General features: G+C 61.5%; 19 protein-coding genes. 13 read left to right on the forward strand and 6 right to left on the reverse strand.

Going from position 1 to position 21234, the window contains the following annotated elements; genetic code table 11:
* Positions 1 to 10: 10 nt before the first annotated feature.
* Positions 11 to 1180, reverse strand: a complete 1170-nt coding sequence (locus A2J01_RS29155) for an acyl-CoA dehydrogenase family protein (RefSeq protein ID WP_007732726.1) — start codon at positions 1178 to 1180, stop codon at positions 11 to 13.
* 234 nt (positions 1181 to 1414) lie between these two features.
* Here A2J01_RS29155 and A2J01_RS29160 point away from each other — a divergent pair, with 234 nt between their 5' ends.
* The 6 genes from A2J01_RS29160 (at position 1415) to A2J01_RS29185 (ending at position 11277) form a co-directional block, all read left to right on the forward strand.
* Positions 1415 to 6061: an NAD-glutamate dehydrogenase gene (locus A2J01_RS29160; RefSeq protein WP_231916040.1), complete on the forward strand. Its 4647-nt coding sequence runs from the start codon at positions 1415 to 1417 to the stop codon at positions 6059 to 6061.
* A 109-nt stretch (positions 6062 to 6170) separates the two neighbouring features.
* A complete protein-coding gene (gene hutC, locus A2J01_RS29165; RefSeq protein ID WP_024487384.1) occupies positions 6171 to 6926 on the forward strand; it encodes a histidine utilization repressor in 756 nt (251 codons plus the stop codon).
* A gap of 217 nt (positions 6927 to 7143) precedes the next feature.
* Entirely contained in the window at positions 7144 to 8538 is a 1395-nt protein-coding gene (locus A2J01_RS29170) for a serine hydrolase domain-containing protein (protein ID WP_003940270.1), read from the forward strand.
* 97 nt (positions 8539 to 8635) lie between these two features.
* On the forward strand, positions 8636 to 9715 hold the full coding sequence (locus A2J01_RS29175) for a dipeptidase (RefSeq protein WP_064114128.1): 1080 nt from the start codon (positions 8636 to 8638) through the stop codon (positions 9713 to 9715).
* Between the two features lie 32 nt (positions 9716 to 9747).
* Positions 9748 to 10683 (forward strand): alpha/beta fold hydrolase, encoded by a 936-nt coding sequence (locus tag A2J01_RS29180; RefSeq protein ID WP_007732711.1) that lies wholly within the window; start codon positions 9748 to 9750, stop codon positions 10681 to 10683.
* A gap of 87 nt (positions 10684 to 10770) precedes the next feature.
* On the forward strand, positions 10771 to 11277 hold the full coding sequence (locus tag A2J01_RS29185) for a ClbS/DfsB family four-helix bundle protein (protein WP_003939682.1): 507 nt from the start codon (positions 10771 to 10773) through the stop codon (positions 11275 to 11277).
* Here the strand turns inward: A2J01_RS29185 and A2J01_RS29190 are convergent.
* Positions 11268 to 11846, reverse strand: coding sequence for a GNAT family N-acetyltransferase (locus A2J01_RS29190; RefSeq protein ID WP_064114129.1), 579 nt, complete (start codon positions 11844 to 11846; stop codon positions 11268 to 11270). The two genes, A2J01_RS29185 and A2J01_RS29190, sit on opposite strands and share 10 nt — an antisense overlap.
* Positions 11847 to 12060: 214 nt before the next feature.
* Between A2J01_RS29190 and A2J01_RS29195 the strand changes: the two genes are divergently transcribed.
* Complete coding sequence (locus tag A2J01_RS29195; protein ID WP_003940521.1) at positions 12061 to 12855, forward strand: SDR family NAD(P)-dependent oxidoreductase; 795 nt, start codon at positions 12061 to 12063, stop codon at positions 12853 to 12855.
* 1 nt (position 12856) lies between these two features.
* On the opposite strand, the gene A2J01_RS29200 is transcribed toward A2J01_RS29195, so the two are convergent.
* The 4 genes from A2J01_RS29200 to A2J01_RS29215 are packed head-to-tail and all read right to left on the reverse strand — an operon-like array spanning position 12857 to position 15623.
* Positions 12857 to 13315: a nuclear transport factor 2 family protein gene (locus A2J01_RS29200; protein ID WP_030536978.1), complete on the reverse strand. Its 459-nt coding sequence runs from the start codon at positions 13313 to 13315 to the stop codon at positions 12857 to 12859.
* 51 nt (positions 13316 to 13366) lie between these two features.
* Positions 13367 to 14155, reverse strand: coding sequence for an SDR family NAD(P)-dependent oxidoreductase (locus A2J01_RS29205; RefSeq protein WP_020909164.1), 789 nt, complete (start codon positions 14153 to 14155; stop codon positions 13367 to 13369).
* A gap of 30 nt (positions 14156 to 14185) precedes the next feature.
* Positions 14186 to 14482, reverse strand: a complete 297-nt coding sequence (locus A2J01_RS29210) for a hypothetical protein (RefSeq protein WP_047270703.1) — start codon at positions 14480 to 14482, stop codon at positions 14186 to 14188.
* Positions 14460 to 15623 carry a Rieske 2Fe-2S domain-containing protein gene (locus A2J01_RS29215; protein WP_064114130.1) on the reverse strand — a complete coding sequence of 388 codons (1164 nt, stop codon included), beginning with the start codon at positions 15621 to 15623 and terminating at the stop codon, positions 14460 to 14462. The genes A2J01_RS29210 and A2J01_RS29215 overlap by 23 nt, the downstream gene beginning before the upstream one ends.
* 237 nt (positions 15624 to 15860) lie before the next feature.
* Here A2J01_RS29215 and hsaA point away from each other — a divergent pair, with 237 nt between their 5' ends.
* From hsaA to A2J01_RS29245, 6 genes are all read left to right on the forward strand, one after another.
* Positions 15861 to 17027, forward strand: coding sequence for a 3-hydroxy-9,10-secoandrosta-1,3,5(10)-triene-9,17-dione monooxygenase oxygenase subunit (gene hsaA / locus A2J01_RS29220; RefSeq protein WP_042448427.1), 1167 nt, complete (start codon positions 15861 to 15863; stop codon positions 17025 to 17027).
* 38 nt (positions 17028 to 17065) lie between these two features.
* Positions 17066 to 18358, forward strand: a complete 1293-nt coding sequence (locus A2J01_RS29225) for a glutamine synthetase family protein (RefSeq protein ID WP_042448424.1) — start codon at positions 17066 to 17068, stop codon at positions 18356 to 18358.
* Positions 18359 to 18423: 65 nt separating this feature from the next.
* Positions 18424 to 18783, forward strand: coding sequence for an ArsR/SmtB family transcription factor (locus A2J01_RS29230; RefSeq protein ID WP_003940373.1), 360 nt, complete (start codon positions 18424 to 18426; stop codon positions 18781 to 18783).
* Positions 18776 to 19237, forward strand: a complete 462-nt coding sequence (locus tag A2J01_RS29235; protein ID WP_042448421.1) for an SRPBCC family protein — start codon at positions 18776 to 18778, stop codon at positions 19235 to 19237. Before A2J01_RS29230 ends, A2J01_RS29235 begins: the two co-directional genes overlap by 8 nt.
* Before the next feature lie 81 nt (positions 19238 to 19318).
* Entirely contained in the window at positions 19319 to 20200 is an 882-nt protein-coding gene (locus tag A2J01_RS29240) for an SMP-30/gluconolactonase/LRE family protein (protein ID WP_030536983.1), read from the forward strand.
* Position 20201: 1 nt separating this feature from the next.
* Positions 20202 to 21218 (forward strand): TIGR03617 family F420-dependent LLM class oxidoreductase, encoded by a 1017-nt coding sequence (locus A2J01_RS29245; protein WP_042924836.1) that lies wholly within the window; start codon positions 20202 to 20204, stop codon positions 21216 to 21218.
* Positions 21219 to 21234 lie beyond the last annotated feature (16 nt).

Raw genomic sequence — 21234 nt, forward strand, 5'->3', positions numbered from 1 at the left:
TCCGCGCCTTTCAGAACTCGGTGGAACGCGGCGACGGAGCATTGCCGGCAATGGTGAGCAACTGGATCTGCGAGGTGCCCTCGAAGATGCGGAGAATGCGGCAATCGCGGTACAGGCGTTCGATTTCCGATTCGCGCATGAAACCTGCGCCACCGTGGATCTGTACAGTTTGATCGACGATCGAGAAGCAGGCTTCGGTGGCGACGTACTTCGAAATCGATGCGGCGCGGCGGATGTCCTGACCGGCGTCCTTGACGTCGGCGGCCCAGTCTGCGGTGACGCGTGATGCGACAAGTTGCGCGTCGCAGCCACCGAGGAGTAGCTGGATTGCCTGGAAGTCGAAGATCGGCGTGCCGAACTGCTTTCGCTCCGTTGCGTACTCGCGTCCCAGTTCCCAAGCGCGCAGAGCGATGCCGTTTGCCATTGCCGCTACGTCGATGCGTGCTCGGTTCAGGGCGGTCAAGGCAATGTTGCCGCCGCGACCTTCGGTGCCGATCACGGAGTCGAGCGGCAGAACGACGTCGTCGAGGTAGACGGTGTACGTCGGGGCCGAACGAATTCCCATCTTGTCCTGCGGCTCCGAGTAGCTGATTCCCGGAGTTCCCTTGGGGACGACGAAGGCGGTGATGCCTCGGAATCCTGCGCTCGGGTCCGTCTTGGCGAAGAGCACGACCAGGTCGGCTTCCTTGGCGTTGGAGATGTACGTCTTCGATCCGGAGAGATGCCAGCCGTCGTCCTCGCGTCGGGCGACGGTACGCATCGAGGCGATGTCGGAGCCGGCATCGGGTTCTGTGAGTGCAAAGCCGGCCAGTAGTTCGCCCGACGCGAGCTGGGGCAACCAGCGATGCTTCTGCTCTTCGGAGCCGCCGACGAGAATCGGCTCGAGGCCCAGGTAGTGGGCGGTGTAGATCGATGCCAGCGCGGCGTCGGTGCGTGCAACTTCTTCGATGGCGACCAGTTGGGTTCGTGTCGACAGACCCAGGCCGCCGAATTCCTCGGGCACGGAAATGCCCATGAGGTCCTGCTGCCCGAGGCGCTTGACCAGCTGCGCCGGGAACTCCTTGGACTCGTCGCGTGCGGCTGCTCCTGGGTGGATCTCGGCGTTGGCGAAGGCTCGGACAGTGCTGCGGAACTCTGCGAGATCGACGCTGTCGGTGTCGGGCGCGGTCTGGGTAGTCACGGGGGCTCCTTCGAGGCGGAATAGTTACGAATTTCATCTAATGAAATCGAATTGCCACTAGTTGGCACGGACTGACTATGGCCGAGGGTGGCGAATTTGTCCAGGGGTGAATTTGTTGTGTCGCGGCTCACGTTCTGCAATGATCAACTTGTCTAAGCCTGTATAGACAAGTTGATTGCGGATCGAACCCACTACAACTCGGAAGCAGCGTGGCTTTCGACGGAAGGTGCTGACATGAGCCTCGTTTCAGTCGACACGACACCGGACTCCGAGAATGTGAGGAGGGTGTCCAGTACGTATTTCGAGGGCTTGTCGGCGGATCGATACGCTGCGCTCGCCGAAGACCGCAAGCTGGCGATTGTCGCCGCGCACATGGACCTTTCGCGTCGACGAGGACACAACTCGTCGATCTCGCGACTCGCGCCGGCCGGGGAGTTAGGGGATGGCCCCGCGATTCAATACGTCAGCGACGACATGCCGCAGCTCGTCGAAGCGGTCTTGGCGACACTTGCCCGTGCCCGCGTGGAACCTGAATTCGTGGTGCACCCCGTGCTTCGCACAGCCGTACAACCGGCGCACAGCACCGAAGACGCCCGGGCCGGGGAGCGCACCGAATCATGGATCCACATAGGACTACCCGCACACTGTTCGGACGCGCAGGCGCAGGTGATCGCGGACGACGTCGCCGGAATCCTCGACCGTATCGCGCGTGCCTTCCGCGATTCCGTGCCCCTGCGGGACCTCGTCGACGAGGCGCGCGAGCAACTGGACTCGAACGGCTACGCCGAAGAAGCTGACTTTCTCCGGTGGTGCAGCGCCGGAAACTTCAGTGTCATCGGTGGTGCGCGAACTGTCGACAGTGACGAGCCGTACGCCATCGGCGTGCTCCCCGATCCAACCGGCTCTTCGGATTCGAAAGCGGCGCCCCTCGCGATTGCAGTGGTGTACCTCCGGCAAGGGTTCGGTGGATCCGAATACGCCACCGCGATCGACGTGTCCGTCGGCGACCGTGCGTACCGATTCGTCGGGTTCTTCACCGCGACCGGTATCGTCGCCGACGTCAGGCTAACCCCGCTCGTGCGAGGACGCGTCGCAGACATCTTCGAGGCCTCAGGATCCACCGTCGATTCGTTTGTCGGACAATCGATGCTGGCAGTGATTCAGTCGATTCCGGTCACAGTGCTCCTGGCGGCCGAGCCGGCCCGAATCGCGGACGCGCTGGACGAACTCACTTCCGTGGACGGCCGCACATCGATCCATCTGTTCTTGCAACCGGTGGGAAGTTCCCCGGCGACAGGGCGAGATCAAGAGTTGTCGGCTTTGCTCTTCGTTCCGCGCGAGAAATTCAGTACGACGATCAGAACAACGGCCGAGTCGGTACTCGCCGACGCACTCGGTGCCCACAATATCGAGTTCTCCAGTCGAGTCTCGGAATCCCCCTTGGCCGTCGTACATTTCACGGCCACAGTCGGCGGCGGCGCGAACTTCGCGTCGGCGCGACAAGCACGGGAGATTCGGGACCTCGTCGTCGACGCGTGCCTGACGTGGGACGAACGATTCGTTCTGGATGCTTCGCACTACGACGAGCGGCGCAGGCGTGCTCGGTTCGCCGAGCGAGTTCCGGCGGCATACAAGCAGGATTTCGACGCTGTCCGAGCCGCCGAGGACATGGCGGTGTTCGAGGGCCTCGCGCCCGGAGAAGTAAGTCCACGGTTGGCCCGATCTGTCGACGGACCGGGTACTCACCGTCTCGGGCTGTACGTCTCGGGTGATCCGCTCTCTCTGGGCGAGGTGCTGCCCGTATTGCAGAGCCTGGGCGTCGAAGTGGTCGACGAACGTCCGTACGAGATCGCACCGGTGGGAACCGAACAGTCCAGGATCTACGAGTTCACGCTCTACTACCCGAGTGCTCCGGTCGAAGGCTTCGACAACTTTGCTGCGCGATTCGGGGCGACGTTTGCCGCGGTTCGAAACGGTGACGCCGAGCCGGACTCGTTCAACGAATTGGTCGCGATCGCGGGACTCGGCTGGAAACAGGTAGTGGTGCTGCGGGCGTACGCGGAGTTCTTGCAGCAAGCGGGATTTCCTTACAGCACCGGTCGCGTCGCCGAGGTACTTGCCGATCATCCCGAGATCGCCGGCAGATTGTGCGAATTGTTCGAGAGCCGTTTCGATCCTGACGTCGTCGACGGAGATCGAGGTGCACGTGCAGCAGCGGACGTGGAAACGGCCGTGGCGCAGGTGCAAGGACTCGACGCCGATCGGATCCTGCGCGCGTTGTCCGAACTGGTCCGTAACACGTTGCGTACCAACTATTTCGTGTATCCCACTGAATCGCTCGGCGCGCTCTCGTTGAAGTTCGATTCGGAGAAGCTGTCCGTATTGCCTTTCCCTCGACCGAAGTTCGAGATATTCGTGTACTCACCCGATGTAGCAGGTGTGCACCTTCGTTTCGGTACGGTGGCTCGCGGCGGCTTGCGCTGGTCGGATCGGAAAGAGGACTTTCGCACCGAGGTACTGGGATTGGTGAAGGCGCAGGCAGTCAAGAACGCAGTCATCGTGCCTGTCGGAGCGAAGGGCGGATTTGTCGTCAAACGCCCACCGGTTCCAGGGCTGGGCGCAGACGCAGACCGAGAAGCTGCGTTGGCGGCCGGGATCGATTGCTACCGATCCTTCATTCGCGGACTACTCGATCTGACCGACAACGTCGACAAGCAGAGCGGGGCCGTTGTCGCGGCGCGGCGGGTCGTTCGCCACGACGGAGACGACACGTATCTTGTTGTCGCCGCGGACAAGGGAACTGCGAAGTTCTCCGACATCGCGAACGAGGTTGCCGCGGAGTACGGATTCTGGCTCGGCGACGCCTTCGCGTCCGGCGGGTCGGTCGGCTACGACCACAAAGCCATGGGTATCACGGCGAAGGGCGCCTGGGAAAGTGTCAAGCGGCACTTCCGTGAGCTCGGCGTCGATACCCAGCACGATGACTTCACCGCGGTGGGGATCGGAGACATGAGTGGCGACGTCTTCGGCAACGGTATGTTGTGCAGCAAGCACATTCGCCTGATCGCGGCGTTCGATCATCGGCACGTGTTCGTCGATCCGAACCCGTCGCCTGAGCGCTCGTACGACGAGCGATCACGTCTCTTTGCGCTCCCCCGATCCTCGTGGGCCGACTACGACCCGACCTTGATCAGTGCCGGCGGCGGAGTGTGGGAACGCTCGGCGAAGCGCGTTCCGATCAGTGACGAGATACGAGAGGCGCTGGGCCTCGAGGACGGCGTCACCGAACTGACTCCACCGCAACTGGTTCGGGCGATTTTGCGGTCCCCGGCAGATCTGTTGTGGAACGGCGGCATCGGAACGTACGTCAAGGCCTCCGGTGAGTCCGACCTCGAAGTCGGCGACAAGAGCAACGACGCCGTTCGGGTGAACGGCAACGAAGTGCGTGCCCGAGTGATCGGTGAAGGAGGCAATCTCGGCCTCACCCAGGCCGGACGGATCGAATACGCACGCGGCGGTGGACGGATCAACACAGACGCCCTCGACAATTCGGCCGGAGTCGATTGTTCCGACCACGAGGTGAACATCAAAATCCTTCTCGACTCCCTGATCAGCTCAGGCGTCGTCACGGACTCACGTCGTGACGCACTACTCGAATCGCTGACCGACCAGGTCGCAGAACTCGTTCTCGCAGACAACCGTTCGCAGAACGAACTGATGGGTACCACGCGGGCGGATGCGGGGGCGATGATCGGTGTGCACGGCAGAGTGATTTCCAACCTCGAATCGCGCGGGATCGTCGACCGTGTCATCGAAGGGTTTCCGACCAAGAAGCAGTTCGCCGCGGCTGAGAAGTCGGGAACGGGGCTGACGTCGCCGGAACTCGCCACACTGATGGCCCACGTCAAGCTCGATCTGAAATCCACGCTGTTGGCGGGAAGCTCGATCGACAACCAGATCTACCGCAAGGCGCTGGTGAACTACTTTCCGGAGGGCGTTCGAGTTGCAGGGGGCGACGCCCTCGACCGGCACCCACTGCGGCGCGAGATCGTCGCGACCGTGCTGACGAACAACGTCATCGATCGGGGCGGCATCACCTATGCATATCGGCTCGGTGAAGAGGTCGGCGCTGATCCGGAAGACGCGGTACGTGCCTTCACCGTGGTTTCCGAGGTGTTCGGACTGTGGAAGTTGTGGCACGACATCAGCGAAGCCTCGATCTCGACCGCCGTATCCGACGAGTTGATCCTGCTCACCAGGCGACTGCTCGACCGGGCGTCACGGTGGATGCTGACACGTCGTCCGCAACCGCTGGCCGTCGGGGCCGAGATCAGCAGATTCGGTGATCGCCTCGCGGAGGCGTCGGCAGAGCTCGATGGCTGGCTGGTAGGCGCAGATCAGCGGAACCTGGCTGCGCGAACGGTCCTCATCACGGACAAGGGCGCGCCGGAGAACCTGGTCAGGCGAGTGGAGATATTGCTCGATCAGTTCGGACTGCTCGACGTGGTGGAGATCGCGGACCTCGCCGATCGGACGATCTCGGAGACCGGCGAACTCTATTTCCGGCTCGGTGAGCATGTTGGGCTCGTCCCGATGCTCAATCGAGTGTCGGCATTGAGCAAGGACGGAAAATGGAACGCGTTGGCGAGGTTGTCGTTGCGGGACGAGTTGTACTCGACGGTGCGGGCCCTGACCCTCGACGTCTTGGCCGACGCGGAAGCGGGTGACACGACAGCGGAAAAACTCTCGAGGTGGGAAGAAAGGAATGCGTCGAGAATCGAGAGGTCCACTCTCGCGCTCGCAGAGATCGAGGCGTCCGGGCAACACGATCTTGCTGCGCTTTCGGTTGCGACGAGCCAATTGCGGCGCATGGTGGGTTAGGTCCGGCGCGGACGCTCGCGGATGGATCGGAAAGGTGCACGAGGCGGATAGACTTCGGAGGCCGAACGGGAGAACCGACTCGGTGGTTTTCGACGAACGGGTGGTGGCGATGGCGATTGCCGAAGTGGACGCAGAACTCGCCGTGCTGTTCAACGAGGCAGGCGGCGAGTCCGCCCCTGCCTACGAACGGGTCAAGAACCTCGTGGTCTCGCAGATCAACTCGGGTCGGTGGACCGAAGGCGATCAGCTGCCTTCGGAGAATCAACTGGTCAGTGCGCTGGGGTTGTCACGAATGACGATCAATCGAGCGCTTCGCGAACTCACCAGCGACGGTCTGATCGTGCGGATGATGGGGGTCGGTACTTTTGTCGCCGCCACGAAGACCGCGTCCCCGCTGTTCGAAGTCAAGAACATCGCCGACGAGATTCAGCGCCGCGGCCACCGTCATCGAACCGAGGTCGTCTTCGTTCGTGAGGAAGAAACCGACCACGGGCAGACGTTCCTTCGTGAATCGGTGGGCAAACGGGTGTTCCATTCGCTGATGGTGCACTTCGAGGACGAAACTCCGATTCAGGTGGAAGACCGATTCGTGAATCCGAACGAGGCGCCCGACTATCTGCGCCAGGACTTCACCGCGATCACCCCCAACAACTACTTGAGTGACGTTGCGCCTCTGGTTCGCGGCGAGCATGTCGTGGAAGCGGTGTTGGGTAGCCCGGACGAATGCGAGCTGTTACGCATCGATCGCGGGGAACCGTGCCTGCTGATTCGCCGCCGCACCTGGTCGGCTAACGGATTGGTCAGCGCGGCGCGCTTGATCCATCCGGGTTCACGCAATCGCTTGGAAGGAACCTTCGAGCGCTGATCGTTTCGAATGGCGAATCCTGAACACTCGCTCGTCCGATTGCACCATTTTCGGGGCCGACTTCGGTGCAATCGACCAGGACGTGACTGCGAGCACACTGAGATCATGGGTGGACGGTTATTGCTTCCGCAACCTCACTTCCCGACGAGTGAGACCTGAGCGGATCCCAGCAACGCCGTCTACGCCGCTCGCTTCCATGATCGAAGGAGTTCGACCTGTGACCGACTTGCCCAAGGACCTACTTGTCGCCCCGAAGTGGCAGGAACGCCTCGACGAACTGGCAGCCAAGCATTCGGTACCGGGCGCGCAGGTCGGTGTGATCGCGCTGGGCGAAGACGGCGCGGCGGACATCCGTGTCATCACCACCGGAGTGACGAGCCTGAACACGCGCGTCGACGTCGACGCAGACACCCTGTTCCAGTACGGATCCGCGAGCAAGATCTGGACGACGACGCTGATCATGCAGCTCGTCGACGAGGGCAAGCTGACGCTGGACACCCTGGTGGTGGAGGTGCTTCCGGAGTTCACGATCGCGGATCCTTCCAACACGAAGGAAATCACGATCCGCCAGTTGCTCACGCACACAAGCGGTATCGACGGAGACCTGTTCAACGACACCGGTGACGGTGACGACTGCGTCGAGAAGTACGTCGACGAACTCGCGACCGCGATCAGCGTCACCGAGCCCGGCGGGCATCTGAGTTACAGCAACGCGGGTTTTGCCGTTGCCGGCCGCATCGTCGAGGTCCTTCGTGAGATGACGTGGGACGAGGCGTTGGTCGAATATCTCTGGAAGCCACTCGGATTGACGCACATCATCACCAAGGCCAAGGACGCGCCGCTGTTCCGCACGGCCGTCGGCCACGTGGCCAACCCGGATCGGACGTCGCCGGACAAGGTGATTCCGACCAAGCAGTGGCTGCTTCCGCGCGGTATCGGTCCGGCCGGGATCATCACCGGATCGGTCAGCTCGCTCCTGACCTTCGGTGCTGCACACATGCGTGACGGACTCGCATTGACGGGTGAACGCATTCTGTCCGAAGAATCCGCGCGCCTGATGCGCACTCCGCAATTCGACCTGACCGCGGTCTCGAGCGTCGATCAGGCCTGGGGTCTCGGCTGGATCCTGTCCGACTGGGGTGGCGTGACGTCCGCGCAGCACGGTGGTGCGACAATCGGCCAGATCACTCGTTTTCACACCTTCCCCGAGCTCGGTCTCGCCATGGCCGTGGTGACCAACTCGCGTGGCGGCGGCGCCCTGGCCCACGACATCGAGAAGGAGATCGCCCAGGAGCTCGATCTCGTTCTGCCGGAGCCGAAGTCCGAGCCGAATGCGGAAGACATAGACCTGTCGCACATTCTCGGAACCTATGAATCGACAACCGTGCGAATCGAACTCACGCGCGGCGAGGACGGCGGATTCCAGGTGCAGAACTTCGCCAAGGTCGAGATCGACGGCGAGCCGCCGGCTCCGCCCACCAAGGTCGTACCTCTGTCCGCCTCCCGGTTCTTGATCAGTAACGAGAGCGCTTCGGGTGAGATGGCTCATCTCACGATCGATGGCGAGCAATATCTCTACATGACAAGGCTTTTCAAGAAGATTTCCGACTAGTCGCGGCGAGATGATTCTCTCCGCTGAATGAAATCTCGGGCAGGTCGAAGGCGATGAGGGCCCTCGACCTGCCCGCACTACTTTTCGAGGAAAACTCATGATGAAACCTCTCGCTCCTTTTCCGGACGTGAATCACCCCGCGGCACTGGATGCTTACGGCCTTGCGCCGGTCATCGACGGTCACAACGATCTGGCCTGGACGGCTCGCGAAACTGCCGCATACTCGGTGGAGAATCTCGAGAAGGATTCCATCTTCCAAACCGACATCGACAAACTCGGTCGCGGCGGCGTCGGTGCGCAGTTCTGGTCGGTTTACACCCCGTGTGACCGGACGGAGCCAGAGGCGGTTCAGTACACACTCGAACAGATCGACTACGTGTACCGGATGATCGAGCGATACCCGGATACTTTCGAATTCGCGCGTACAGGTGACGACGTGCGTCGCATCTGGAGCGAGGGCAAGGTCGCGTCCTTGTTGGGCGCGGAGGGCGGTCACAGCATCGGCAGCTCGCTCGGTGTCCTGAGAATGATGGCGCGCCTTGGTCTTCGGTACATGACGCTGACGCACAACGACAACACCGGGTGGGCGGACTCCGCGACGGACACTCGAGTACACGGCGGGCTGACCGACTTCGGTCGCGAGATCGTGCGCGAAATGAATCGGCTCGGCGTACTCGTCGACCTGTCGCACGTCTCGGTGGAAACGATGAGAGATGCCATCGAGACGTCGTCGGCGCCGGTGATTTTCAGCCATTCGTCGTGCTCTCAGCTATGCGGTCACCCCCGTAATGTTCCCGACGACGTCATGCGACTGCTCGCGGACAACGGCGGGGTCATCATGATCGCCTTTGTACCCATGTTCCTTTCTGCCGAGTACAACGAATGGTTCAAAGGCGGGCGAGTCGGCCCACGACCGGCGATGACAGTGGACCATCTCGCCGACCACGTCGAGCATGCCCGAGACGTCGCGGGCATCGACCACATCGGTTTGGGCAGTGACTACGATGGGTTCGACGACTTTCCGGACGGTATGCAGGACGTATCCGGTTTCGCGGTGTTGATAGACCGTCTGGCGGAACGCGGTTGGTCCGCGGAGGACTTGGCAAAGCTGATGGGCAACAACGTGTTGCGTGTGCTCGACGAGATCAGTGCGGCCTCGATGTCGAGCCTTTCCTAGCCGTATCGACGCCCGAGAAGATGAGGATGAGAATGAAGAAGATTCGTACCGTTGCACTGAAGCTGGTTGCTTCGGTGTCCGTAGTTCTGGTTGTGCTGGTATCGATAGCGCTCGTATTCAATGTCGGCTCCAGCAAAGCGAGCGTTCCGGCCGGGGAGACGGGCAACCAGTTCGTGTCGGTCGACGGAAAGAACATGAGCTACTCGATCCGCGGCAACGGCGATCAGACCATAGTGCTGTTACCCGGGTTCGGAACGTCCGCACCGATTCTCGACTTCACACCGCTTGTCAACGAGCTCGCACCCGACTACCGCGTCGTCACGATCGAGCCCTTCGGTTACGGCTACAGTGACGGAACGGACAAGGACCGCACGACTGCGAACATCGTCGAAGAGATTCATACGGCAGTACAGTCGCTGGGAATTGACGAATACATCCTCATGGGGCACTCGATCACTGGTCTCTATGCGCTGGACTACACCGCGAAGTACCGTGACGAGGTCACCGCATTCGTGGGTATCGACAGCAGTGTTCCAGGGCAGCCGAACATGGATACCAAATTCCCGATCGACGCACTCCGAGTTGGAAGGCAATTGGGCTTGGCGGAATTGCTGTCCAAGGTCGTCGGTGGTGAAGCCTCGGACGAGTACCTCGATCCCGCCGCAAAGGACGAGATGCGACAGTTGACTGCGAAGAACAACTTCAGCGATACCTATCTCAACGAGATGGATCATCTTTCCAGTAACTTCGCTGAAGCAATCGGCAAGACGTTCCCAGCCGATCTTCCGATTCTGTTGTTCGCCGTGAACAATTCAGAAGTTCAGGGCTGGACAGAGCTGCACGAGGGGCAGGCAGCCTCCGTCGATCACGGAGAGGTGATCTTGCTGGACGGAGACCACTACCTGCACCACACCAGGTCGAAGGAAATCGCCGAGAACCTCGGAAGGTTCTTGGGTGAGCTGAACTGAATCCGGGAGGACGTTAAAGTTGGAGGCGGGGCCATCGAGTCGAGATGGTCCCGCTTCTTTCTTCTCCACTGATCGTTCGGAGGCATTGTGGCGCAGACCTGGTCACGCGAAGAACTGGTGAGCGAGCTGGACTCGGCGTATTCGAAACTCGAAGCGTTACTCGACGGCGTCGCCGAGGCCGATGCGTTCGACGCCGTTGCCGTCGACGCGTGGACGGTGCACGACGTACTCGCTGTGCGTGTCTGGTGGGCAGAGGCCGTCGCAGAGTGGATAGGTGCCGGGCTGCGAGACGAGGCTCCGCAGACGCCGGCGGCGGGTTACAAGTGGACGCAAACACCCGCACTGAACCAGTCGGTTGTCGACGCGAGCATCGACATTCCGGCTCAGGAGCTTCGTGACCGCTTGGGAGCTGCTGTTGCGATGTTGCGCAACTACATCGAGACCCTTGACGACGATCACCTGCTGTCGGTCGGGGTTTTCTCGTGGACCCGGACGTGGCCGGTCTCGAGGTGGATCGCCGTCAACACGATCACCCAATACGCGTCGTTGTCGAAAATGATTCGGCGAGTGCTGAAGTCGAACAATCAGCCCTGAAGTCGATGCATCCGCCATACGTCCGGTCCGTCGGGGAGCGAGTTCTGGCCGACGATCGTGAAACCGAACCGTTGGTACAGCGGTAGATTTCGTTCGGTCGACGTATCGAGCCAGCAATTCTGTTCGGTTCGATCCAGTTCCGCCAAAGCATGTTTCAGTAGCGCAGAACCCAATCCGGTTCCGCGTGAGCGCGGCGTCGTACCGATCGTTGCCAACGACCACGCGTTGTCGGGGACGGGAAGCGCAGACAGTTGTTCGTCAGCCTGAAGAACGCGCTCGAACCGATCTCCGTGCAGTTCGACGATCTTCTCGACGGTCGTTTCATCAGGCTCTGGAGTGTCCGGCGGCAGGACTGCGATGACGCCGTTGCCGGAATCGTCGATGTAGGAACGCCCGAACGGTAGTGCCAGGTGTTCGAGGTAGATCCGTTGCAGAGTCGCGACGCGTTCCACGTGGGAGTCTTCGGCGACGCACCAGTTCGTCCAGGGGTAGTCGGCAAACGCCTCGCCGAGAACCTCGGCGGCACGGTCGAGGTCGTCGATGGACAGCGGTCGAACAGAATTCTGCATAGTGCCACTTCAGCACAGTGAGGTCTTCCGTCGCCACTCGATTTCGGCGGTGTAGCAGGTGCGCGGGCCGTGGTCGCGTACTTGTGAGTTCATTCAAGAAAGTTGGACGAGGCTGTCGATCCTGCGTTGACTGGTAGTGATCGGGCAATCGCCGAGCTGTCAACTCCGGGCACGTGAGATCCGGGTACGGCGATTCTCCGCGAAAGGAACAGATATGAACAGGCTCGAAGGCAAGAATGTAGTGATCACAGGCGCCGCCAGTGGAATCGGGCGTGCAGCAGCACAACTCATGGCGGCAGAGGGCGCCAAGGTGCTGGTCGCCGACCTCGATCCTGCGCGTGCAGAGGAAGCAGCGGTGGCGATTCGCGAGACCGGTGGCAATGCAATGGGTTTCGGCGTCGATGTCATGAACGAGGACTCTCTGGCAGCGATGATCGAAAAGGCGGTCGCCGAATTCGGCGGCATCAACGTCCTGTGTAATCACGTGGGCGGTAGTAACCCGCGCAAGGATCTCGACCTGCTCCGGATGGACTTGGACGAGTGGGATCGCGTGATGTCGCTCAACGTCCGCAGCACTGTCGTCGCTTCACGACTTGCCATTCCGCACATGAACAGTGCCGGTGGAGGATCGATCGTCAACACGGCCTCGGTAGGTGGATTGATCGGGGATTCCCTGCAGTCTGCCTACGGATCCGCCAAAGCGGCAGTCATTCGTCTGACGCAGTACATCGCAGTCCAGTACGGAGCAAACGGCGTTCGGTGCAATGCCGTAGCGCCGGGCGCGATCATGACACCCGCTCTCGTGGACAACATCCCCGCTGATGTCATCGACGGCATGAAGCAGGCAAACGCCCTGCCTTACCTCGGCGAACCCGAAGACATCGCGCATGCCATGGTCTACCTGGCTTCGGACGAATCTCGCTACATGACGGGGCAGACCCTGGTGGTCGACGGCGGACTCACCAGCAAGAGTCCGCTCGCGACCGGCCGTTCGTCGATGTTGAGCTGAATCAGCTCCGCCAACCGCTGGGGCCGGCGCCCAGAACCTCGATGGATCCCTGACTGGCGTGTGAATGCTTGGTGCGGTGCGTCATTCGCCACTTTCCGTCGATCCGCGCCCATGAGTCGTGGTAGTCGCCGAGGGTGAAGAAGTTCAGGTGAGCCTTGCTCCCGGTGCCCACATGCATGTCGCTGACATAGGAGCGGCTGGTGGCGAGATCGCCGACCACCTCGACCAGCACGTTACCGATCAGATGTTGGGTGGGACCGCACTCGTCGAGGAACGAGCGGATGGACGCCACTACCTCGGCGGGTCCGCACAGAGTTCCGGTGCCCAATTCTGCCGTAGCGTCCGGCGTCATGATCCGGTGGAGTTCATCCCACGCTCGCGCATCCATGGCTCGGGCGAACTCGAAGATGGAGCGGGTGATCTCGCGTTCGTCGAGAAGAGTGGTGATGTCGATGCTCATGCTGTGCGCCTTTCTTAACGTCGGGGGGTTAATAAAGGCGCACAGCAGATGTCAGCGGTTGAGCAGCTTGCGCATCGCTTCGGCAGCACCCTTGACCATCTTGTCTCGGGGGAAGCCACTGCGCTTCTTGGCGCCTTCGTAGTTTCCTGCAGCCACCCAGATCGGGCCGTCGGCAAGGTGTTCGAGACCTTCACGTGCAACATCTTCGGGCTCTGCGACGTTCATGCCCGGGATGTCGAAGTTCAGTCCCGCGCGAATCATAGCGGGTGTGCGAGTGACACCGAGAATGAACTCGACGACGTGAACGCCGTACGGCTGGAGTTCGAGCCACAGGCTTTCGGCGAAGATGCGCCCGAATGCCTTGGACGCCGCGTAGATGCTCTGGTGCTCGGAGCCCATGAATCCGGCCAGCGAACCAAGCAGCATGATGCCGCCGCGTCCGCGATCCTTCATCAATCCGCCGAAGTGGTGCGAGAGTTCGAGCTGCTTGTTGATGTTCAGCTCGATGACTCCGGCAAATCCCGTCAGATCACCGGTCACGAACTCGTGGCCGTAGCTGTTGGCGCCGGCGTTGAAGATGAGCAGGCCGACCTCGACGTCGTCGGTGACCGCCTTGATCTGATCGAGCGCGTCCGGAACGAGCAGATCCAATGCGAGAGTGCGTACTTCGACGCCGTTGGCGCGTGCCTTGGCCGCGGTCTCCTCGAGCGGGCCCGGCTTGCGGGCGATGAGAACGAGGTTGATGCCGATCTTGCTGAGCTCGTCGGCGAACCCTGCGCCGACACCTTCTGAACCGCCGGCGATGACTGCCCACGGGCCGTAGTACTGAGGATCGATCATTACTACCTTCTTCGAAAGATGTTGGCTTGACTAGTGAAACGGAGTCGGTACGGGTTCGCTGTCGTCGACGATCGGCTGAGGCACCGGCTCGTCGTTGAGGATCTCGAGTTGGCCCGCTGTTGCAGCGTTCACGATGGACGCGATCAAGGCGCCGCACTGCTTGCGAGGGGCACCGGGTCGTCCCTCTCGCTGCCCGAATTCACGGTCGTCGGCGATTTCGAGGCACTGGGCGCGGGCCTGGTCACTCCACTGAACGGTGGTGTGTTCCCAACTGTTCTTCTGGACCAGGACCTGAGCCTTGCACTCAGCGCACTGAAGAGGCTGCATCTTCGTCTGCCTTCTTTGCAGCGAGGTTGTCTTCGACTTCCTTCTGCCAGGCTGCGACGGGTCGCGCGGTGTCGAGTTCGAATTCGAAGCGCTCGGTCATCTCGGGAGCGATGTCCGCGACATCGACGTAGAACTGTTCGTACCAGCGACGGAGCTGGTAGACCGGGCCGTCTTCGGCGCACAGGAGCGGGTTCTCGATGCGAGTCTTGTTCTTCCAGATCTCGACGTCCTGCTCGAAGCCCTTGGCGATGAACGTGCCGAAGTTCGCGGCCATCGCGTCGGCGGCTTCACCCTGGAAGCGATCCGACTTCTTGACGATGATGCCGTACTGGAGCACGAACTTGTCAGCGCTGACCGGGTAGTGGCAGTTGATGAGCACAGAGTCGACGTTGTAGTCCTCGTACTCGTAGGTCAGGTCGTCGACCATGAAGGAGGGGCCGAAGTACGTGGCAACCGAGTTGCTGCCGACCATCTTCGGGGTGCCTGCTGCGTGGGGACGCATGTCCGAGCGAGCGACGCCGCGCATGTACTGCGTTGCGGCGTGGCCTTCGAAGACGTTCTTGAAGTACGTCGGGAAGGAGTAGTGCACGTAGAAGAAGTGCGCCATGTCGACGATGTTGTCGACGATTTCGCGGCAGTTGGTGTCGACGGTCGTGGTGTACCAGACCCAGTCGCTCCACTCGTCGCTGAGCGCGCCTTCGATGCGGGGGATAGCCACGTCGTCGGTCGGCGGGTTGCCCTCGGGGTCGTGCCAGACGAAGAGCATACCGTCCTGGTCGAGGGTTTGCCAGGCGCGCGTCTTGGCCAGCGGGGGGACGCGGCGTGCGTACGGAATCTTCTGGCACTTGCCGTTGCCGCCCCAGCGCCAATCGTGGAACGGACAGGCAATGGCGTCGCCCTTGATGGTGCCCTGGCTCAAGTCGCCACCCATGTGACGGCAGTACGCGTCGAGGATCTTGACGTTGCCTTCACTGTCGGCGAAGACGACCAGTTTGGTGCCGAACGCCTCGATGGAGTGCGGCTGGCCGTCCTTGAAGGACTCCGTGAGTCCAATGCAGTGCCATCCACGCGCAAAGCGTGTAGGCGCGGTTCCAGCTTGGATCTCGCGAACCTCGTCGTTGTCGGACTGAGTGATCGTCACGATGAGTCCCGTCCTTTCCAGGGGCAGTGTCGACGCCCGACGCTAGGGGAGCGTGAATTGCCTCTGGGATCTCGTCTCACTGGCCGGGACCAGCGGCGAGCGCGAGGATCCGGCGGCTGATCCCGGCCTCCGGGACTTCCGATCACCGGAACGCGTGACCGACATATCGTGACGGGGCAGCCGTTATGTCTATCTGCCGATCCGCTCCCTCACGGTTCGGTGCGAGGAGTGTCTCCCATGGTCAACAAGGTTCTGAGTTCAGTCCGTGATCTGCTTCCGAAGATCGCGGCCCGCGCTCAGAAGGTCGACGATTCGCGCAAGATCTCCGAACGGACCATCCGGGAGCTGTCCGAAGCCGGCGTCTTCTCCATGCTGGCGCCGAAAAGATACGGAGGTGCCGAGAGCGACCCGGTTCAGTTCTACGAAGTGGTCAGGGCCATCTCGGCTGCCTGCGGCTCGACCGGTTGGGTCGCGTCGGTGGTGGGGGTGCACCCGTGGCATCTTGCACTTTTCGACGACCGAGCGCAGGCCGACGTGTGGGGAGAGGATCAGACGACGCTCATCTCGTCCGCCTACGCGCCGGTCGGTCGACTGACGGCGGTGGACGGTGGTTACGAACTGTCGGGCCAGTGGGGCTTCTCTTCCGGCTGTGATCACGCGAGTTGGGCATTGCTGGGCGCGATGGTGGTCGGCATGGATGGTCGTCCCGTCGATTTCATGACGGTGTTGGTGCCGCGTACGGATTACGAGATCCGAGATGTCTGGGATGTCGTGGGGATGCGCGGCACCGCGAGCAACGAGATCGTGGTCGACAAGGCCTTCGTTCCCGAGCACCGATTGAAGCGCAACTACGAGACCGCACAACTTCGCGGCCCAGGCCAAGCAGTCAATCCTGGTCCGCTGTACAAGCTTCCGTTCGGGAGTATCTTCACCTCGACGGTTGCCGCTCCGTGTGTGGGCATCGTCGCCGGTTGTTACGAGGGGTACCTGGACGTGATGCGTGAGCGCGTCCGTCTGAGTTTGGGTGGTGGACGGTTCAGCGAGGATCAGTTCGCTCAGGTCGCCGTCGCACGTGCGTCGTCGGAGATCGATGCTGCGATTCTGCAGATGGATCGCAATATCCGGGAGATGTACGAACTTGCTGTGGCCGGTCAGGAGCTCCCACTCTCGATGAGGCTGCGTGCGCGTCGTGATCAGGTTCGTGCGACGGAACGCTCGGTGGAAGCGATCGACATGCTTTTCAAGACGGCAGGCGGGAACTCCCTCTCTCGCGGAAACCCGATCGAGCGTGCGTGGCGTGACGTTCATGCGGGCAGCGTTCACGTTGCCAACGAACCCGAGCGCGCGTTGGCGCTCTACGGCCGGGCGGCGTTCGGACTGCCGGTGGAGGACAACCTGATCTGACGGGTTGGCGCGTCACCGGGTGGGGTATTTGCCTTTGGATGAGGGAAGTACCGGCTCTGACCATCGGCTCGATCGTCGACATGGCGGGTGTCGCGCGCGCGAAGGTGATGCCGGCCGGCCGAACCGGTGTCTTCGAGAAAGCCGGTGCGGGAGTCTCACCGAGCTGGAACGTCTTCTGTAGCGACGATCGGATTGCCTTCACCGATTCCTTTTCCGTCGTGGGTGATCTCCGGTTGCGTATCGACCGCTCCGACCTCCGTGATCTCGGCGGGGGCGTGTCGTGGGCGCCGGCGACGTTGCACGAGCAAGACGGTGCGACGGCTGCCGTGTGTACTCGGTCCGCACTCACTGCCGTCGTGGCGCGGCTTGCCGCCGACGGACTGGAAGCTCGGGTGGGTCACGAGATCGAGTTCACTCTTTTCGGTGATGCGTGCAACGGAGCGTGGTCGGCGTACGGGTTAGGTGCAGTCCTGCGCCGCGAGGACTTCCTCAAGGACCTTCTGCGCAATGCCGAACGCGCACAACTTCATATCGAGCAAGTTCATGCAGAGTACGGACCGGATCAATTCGAGATCTCCATCGCTCCGGCAACTCCTGTTCAGGCTGCCGACCTGGTGATACTGGCCCGGATCTTGATCAGCCGCACTGCCAGAGCCCACGGATTGGCGGCCTCGTTTTCACCGATACCTACGATCGGAGGTACAGGGAACGGTGCACACCAGCACTTTTCGTTGAACTCAGGTGGGCGGCCCGTCTTCTCCGGTGGCGGGCAGGAGTACGGGATGACCGACAAAGGATCATCAGCTTTGGGTGGAATCCTCTCTCACCTCACGGAATTCACGGCCGTCTTTGCGTCCTCACCGCTCTCCGGGGTCAGGCTGCGACCGGACAATTGGTCGGGGGCCTACGTCTGTTGGGGGCTCGAGAACCGGGAAGCGGCACTGAGGTTCTGCGCCGAGTCACCGTCGAATCCACACGGCGCCAACGCCGAAGTGAAAATCGTCGATCCATCGGCCAACCCGTATCTGGCGACCGCTGCGATACTTGGCCTTTCGCATATCGGTATCGGCAATGCCTCGCCATTGCCGCCGGAAATTGTGGTGAACCCGTCGACTCTCACGGAGGCGGAACGTGATGAGCGCGGGGTGACCCGAGTCCCCACCGATCTGCGCGAGATAGTGCAGAAGTTCAACTCCTCCTCGGTGGCGAAGGAAATCTTCGGGGAGTCGATCATCGAAGCGATGGTGTCAGTGAAGGGAGTTGAGCGCGAGACTTTCTCCCAGATGGACGAGGCGACAACCGTCGAGCGGCTTCGATATACCTGGAGCTGAAAGGGTTGACGCGCAAGATGTCGAGTCCTATGTTTAAGCTATTCCTTAATTAAGGAGTTGCTTACATGGACGAGCGAAGCGGCCGACTCGATGCAGTGTTCAGCGCATTGGCCGACCCGACGAGGCGTGAAATGCTCTCTCGCCTCACTGATGGTTCGATGACCGTCGGTGAGTTGGCCGAGCCGTTCGAAATGAGTCGACCCGCCATCTCTCAGCATTTGAAGGTGCTCGAGCGAGCCGGTCTCATCGAACGAACCGCCACCGCGCAATGGCGCACGTGCACCCTTCGCGCAGAGGGTCTCGACGACGCCAGCGCCTGGGTCGACGAACACCGGCGAGGCTGGAACGAACGCTTCGACCTCCTCGACGAGCGTCTACGTGAGCTGAAACAACGTCGACCGAAGAAGGAGAAGGACAATGAGTGACCAGAACGTCGATGCCACTGCAGAATTCACCATCACCCGGATCTTCGACGCGCCGCGCGACCTTGTCTGGCAGGCGTGGACCGACCCCGACGAGGCGGCGCGCTGGTGGCATCCGAAGGGTGTCAGCAGTCCTCGTGAGCATGTCACGATCGATCCCAGAGTTGGCGGAACGTACCGCTACCTGATGATCAACGACGAGAACGGAGCCGAGTACCCCACCGGCGGAACCTATCTCGAGGTCGACGAGCCGAAGAGGCTGGTCTTCACCTGGGGAAATCCGAGTGATCCGGTGGATGCCGCACCTCGGATAACGGTCACGCTCGCAGAACGGGGTGACAAAACCGAGATGACCTTCCACCTGGTAGGAATTCCGGGATTCAAGGGTGACGGGAATGTGTACGACGGATGGGAATCCGCTTTCGACGTGTTGGACGAAGTTCGCGCCGGCGACTAGTCGGGAATCGGACACCGCGACAGCGGTGCCGGTGATTGAATGGGGCTGATAGTCCATTCGTCACCGACGCAGGAGAGCCTGATGGCACCAGAAGTTGCGGTAGTTCTCGAGGGATACACCTACTTCGAATGCCCGCGCTGGCACGAGAACCGGATCTGGGTATCGGACTTCTACACCTACCAGGTGATTTCGGCCTGCGAGGACGGGACAGACATACGCGTCGAGGCGGAGGTTCCAGGGCAGCCGTCCGGGCTGGGGTGGCTTCCGGACGGCAGATTACTGGTCGTCTCCATGCGGGACCAGAAGATTCTGCGGCGAGAATCCGATGGCGAGTTGGTGGTGCACGCAGACTTGTCCGGGTACGTCAGTGCCAACGTCAACGACATGCTGGTCGACGCACAGGGACGAGCGTACGTGGGCAACTTCGGGTTCGATCTGATGAACCTGGCCCCCGTCGAGACGGCAGATCTCCTCCGCGTCGACCCGGACGGATCGGTGCACGTCGTCGCGCGAGATCTCCACTTCCCCAACGGAATGGCTCTGACGTCGACCGGAGATCTGCTCGTGGACGAAACGCTGGGAAATCGAATCAGTGCGTTTGCCGTCCAGGCCGACGGCTCTCTGGGTGAACGCCGCGACTGGGCGTCGTTCGGGCCGGTGCCTGGTGGACCCGAGATGGAGACCACCCTCGCTCAGATCGTCGTTGCGGCGGACGGGTGTTGTATCGACGGAGACGATTCGATGTGGGTGGCCGATGCCCTCGGAAGCCGTGTTCTTCATGTGGGCGCCAGCGGGGAGATAGTCGACGAAATTGCCTTCGACAGCGGTGTCTTCGCTTGCGGACTCGGCGGTTCCGACGGTCGTACCCTGTTCGTTTGTGCCGCCCCGGATTTCAACGAACACGCTCGCAAGGTGGCTACCGAAGGAAAGCTGCTGTCGATTCGCCTGGAGCCTTTGAGCTGATATGGAATTGGTGACCTCGCTACCTGCCGACACTCCGCTGCGGCAGGTAGCTCAGCACGTCCGACGCATCGAGAACCTTGGTTTCGACACGGTGCACATCTCCGAAACCATTCGTGATCCGTTTGCGGTGGCGGCCCTGGCCGTCGAGCACAGCAGTACTCTCACTGTCCGGACGTCGATGGTTGTCGCGTTTGCGCGCAGTCCCATGGTGACGGCTTTGGCTGCCTGGGATCTTGCGGGTTTCTCGGGTGGGCGATTTCAACTGGGGCTTGCGACGCAGGTGCGTGGGAACATCGTCGGGCGGTACTCGATGCCGTGGACGGATCCTGTTGCGCAACTGCGTGATTACGTCAGCGCTGTACGCGAGATCTTCCGAGTGTTTCAGGAGGGCGGTGAACTCGACCATGCGGGAACGCACTATACCTTCGACCGGCTGCAGCCCTACTTCAATCCGGGGCCGCTCGATGTTCCGGCTCCGGAGATCTGGACCGGGGGAGTGAACTCTCGCATGTGCTCACTGGCGGGAGCCGTCGCCGACGGTTTTGTTTCTCACCCCACCAGCTCCCATCCGAAGGTGCTCGCGGAGAGGATCATTCCATCGTTGACGGCAGGAGGAAGGAAGCCGCGACTGATTGCCGTTCCGAAGATGATCACCGGCAAAGATCCTGCCGCGATACTTGCTCAACGAGAAGCGGTGCGCAGTGAACTTGCCTTTCTCTACTCCACTCCGGCGTACCGAGTCGCGCTGGAGGTCCTCGGATTATCCGAGGTCGGGGAAGAACTGACAGTGATGGCGCGGGCAGGTGATTGGGCTCGACTACCTGACGTCCTCACCGACGATGTTCTCGACAGGCTGGTCACGCAATGCACCTACGCCGAACTCCCCGAGGTGCTGAGTTCGAAATACGCGAGTCTCTGCGACGGCATTGCACTGGCGGTGCCGGCGAATCCCGCCGACGACCGCGTCTTCGCAGCGATGTGTGAGGAGATTCGAGCCGCCGCAGCGTCTGCCCCGTGACGTCCAGTCGGCGCGA

The organism is Rhodococcus sp. EPR-134 (assembly GCF_001647205.1).
GTDB lineage: Bacteria > Actinomycetota > Actinomycetes > Mycobacteriales > Mycobacteriaceae > Rhodococcus_F > Rhodococcus_F qingshengii.

What these genes read in the sequence shown, in the direction of transcription:
- A2J01_RS29160 (WP_231916040.1), top strand. Translation starts at nt 1,415, where the DNA reads ATGAGCCTCGTTTCAGTCGACACGACACCGGACTCCGAGAATGTGAGG.
- hutC (WP_024487384.1), top strand. Translation starts at nt 6,171, where the DNA reads ATGGCGATTGCCGAAGTGGACGCAGAACTCGCCGTGCTGTTCAACGAG.
- A2J01_RS29175 (WP_064114128.1), top strand. Translation starts at nt 8,636, where the DNA reads ATGATGAAACCTCTCGCTCCTTTTCCGGACGTGAATCACCCCGCGGCA.
- A2J01_RS29180 (WP_007732711.1), top strand. Translation starts at nt 9,748, where the DNA reads ATGAAGAAGATTCGTACCGTTGCACTGAAGCTGGTTGCTTCGGTGTCC.
- A2J01_RS29190 (WP_064114129.1), bottom strand. Translation starts at nt 11,846, where the DNA reads ATGCAGAATTCTGTTCGACCGCTGTCCATCGACGACCTCGACCGTGCC.
- A2J01_RS29195 (WP_003940521.1), top strand. Translation starts at nt 12,061, where the DNA reads ATGAACAGGCTCGAAGGCAAGAATGTAGTGATCACAGGCGCCGCCAGT.
- A2J01_RS29200 (WP_030536978.1), bottom strand. Translation starts at nt 13,315, where the DNA reads ATGAGCATCGACATCACCACTCTTCTCGACGAACGCGAGATCACCCGC.
- A2J01_RS29205 (WP_020909164.1), bottom strand. Translation starts at nt 14,155, where the DNA reads ATGATCGATCCTCAGTACTACGGCCCGTGGGCAGTCATCGCCGGCGGT.
- A2J01_RS29210 (WP_047270703.1), bottom strand. Translation starts at nt 14,482, where the DNA reads ATGCAGCCTCTTCAGTGCGCTGAGTGCAAGGCTCAGGTCCTGGTCCAG.
- hsaA (WP_042448427.1), top strand. Translation starts at nt 15,861, where the DNA reads ATGGTCAACAAGGTTCTGAGTTCAGTCCGTGATCTGCTTCCGAAGATC.
- A2J01_RS29225 (WP_042448424.1), top strand. Translation starts at nt 17,066, where the DNA reads ATGAGGGAAGTACCGGCTCTGACCATCGGCTCGATCGTCGACATGGCG.
- A2J01_RS29230 (WP_003940373.1), top strand. Translation starts at nt 18,424, where the DNA reads ATGGACGAGCGAAGCGGCCGACTCGATGCAGTGTTCAGCGCATTGGCC.
- A2J01_RS29235 (WP_042448421.1), top strand. Translation starts at nt 18,776, where the DNA reads ATGAGTGACCAGAACGTCGATGCCACTGCAGAATTCACCATCACCCGG.
- A2J01_RS29240 (WP_030536983.1), top strand. Translation starts at nt 19,319, where the DNA reads ATGGCACCAGAAGTTGCGGTAGTTCTCGAGGGATACACCTACTTCGAA.
- A2J01_RS29245 (WP_042924836.1), top strand. Translation starts at nt 20,202, where the DNA reads ATGGAATTGGTGACCTCGCTACCTGCCGACACTCCGCTGCGGCAGGTA.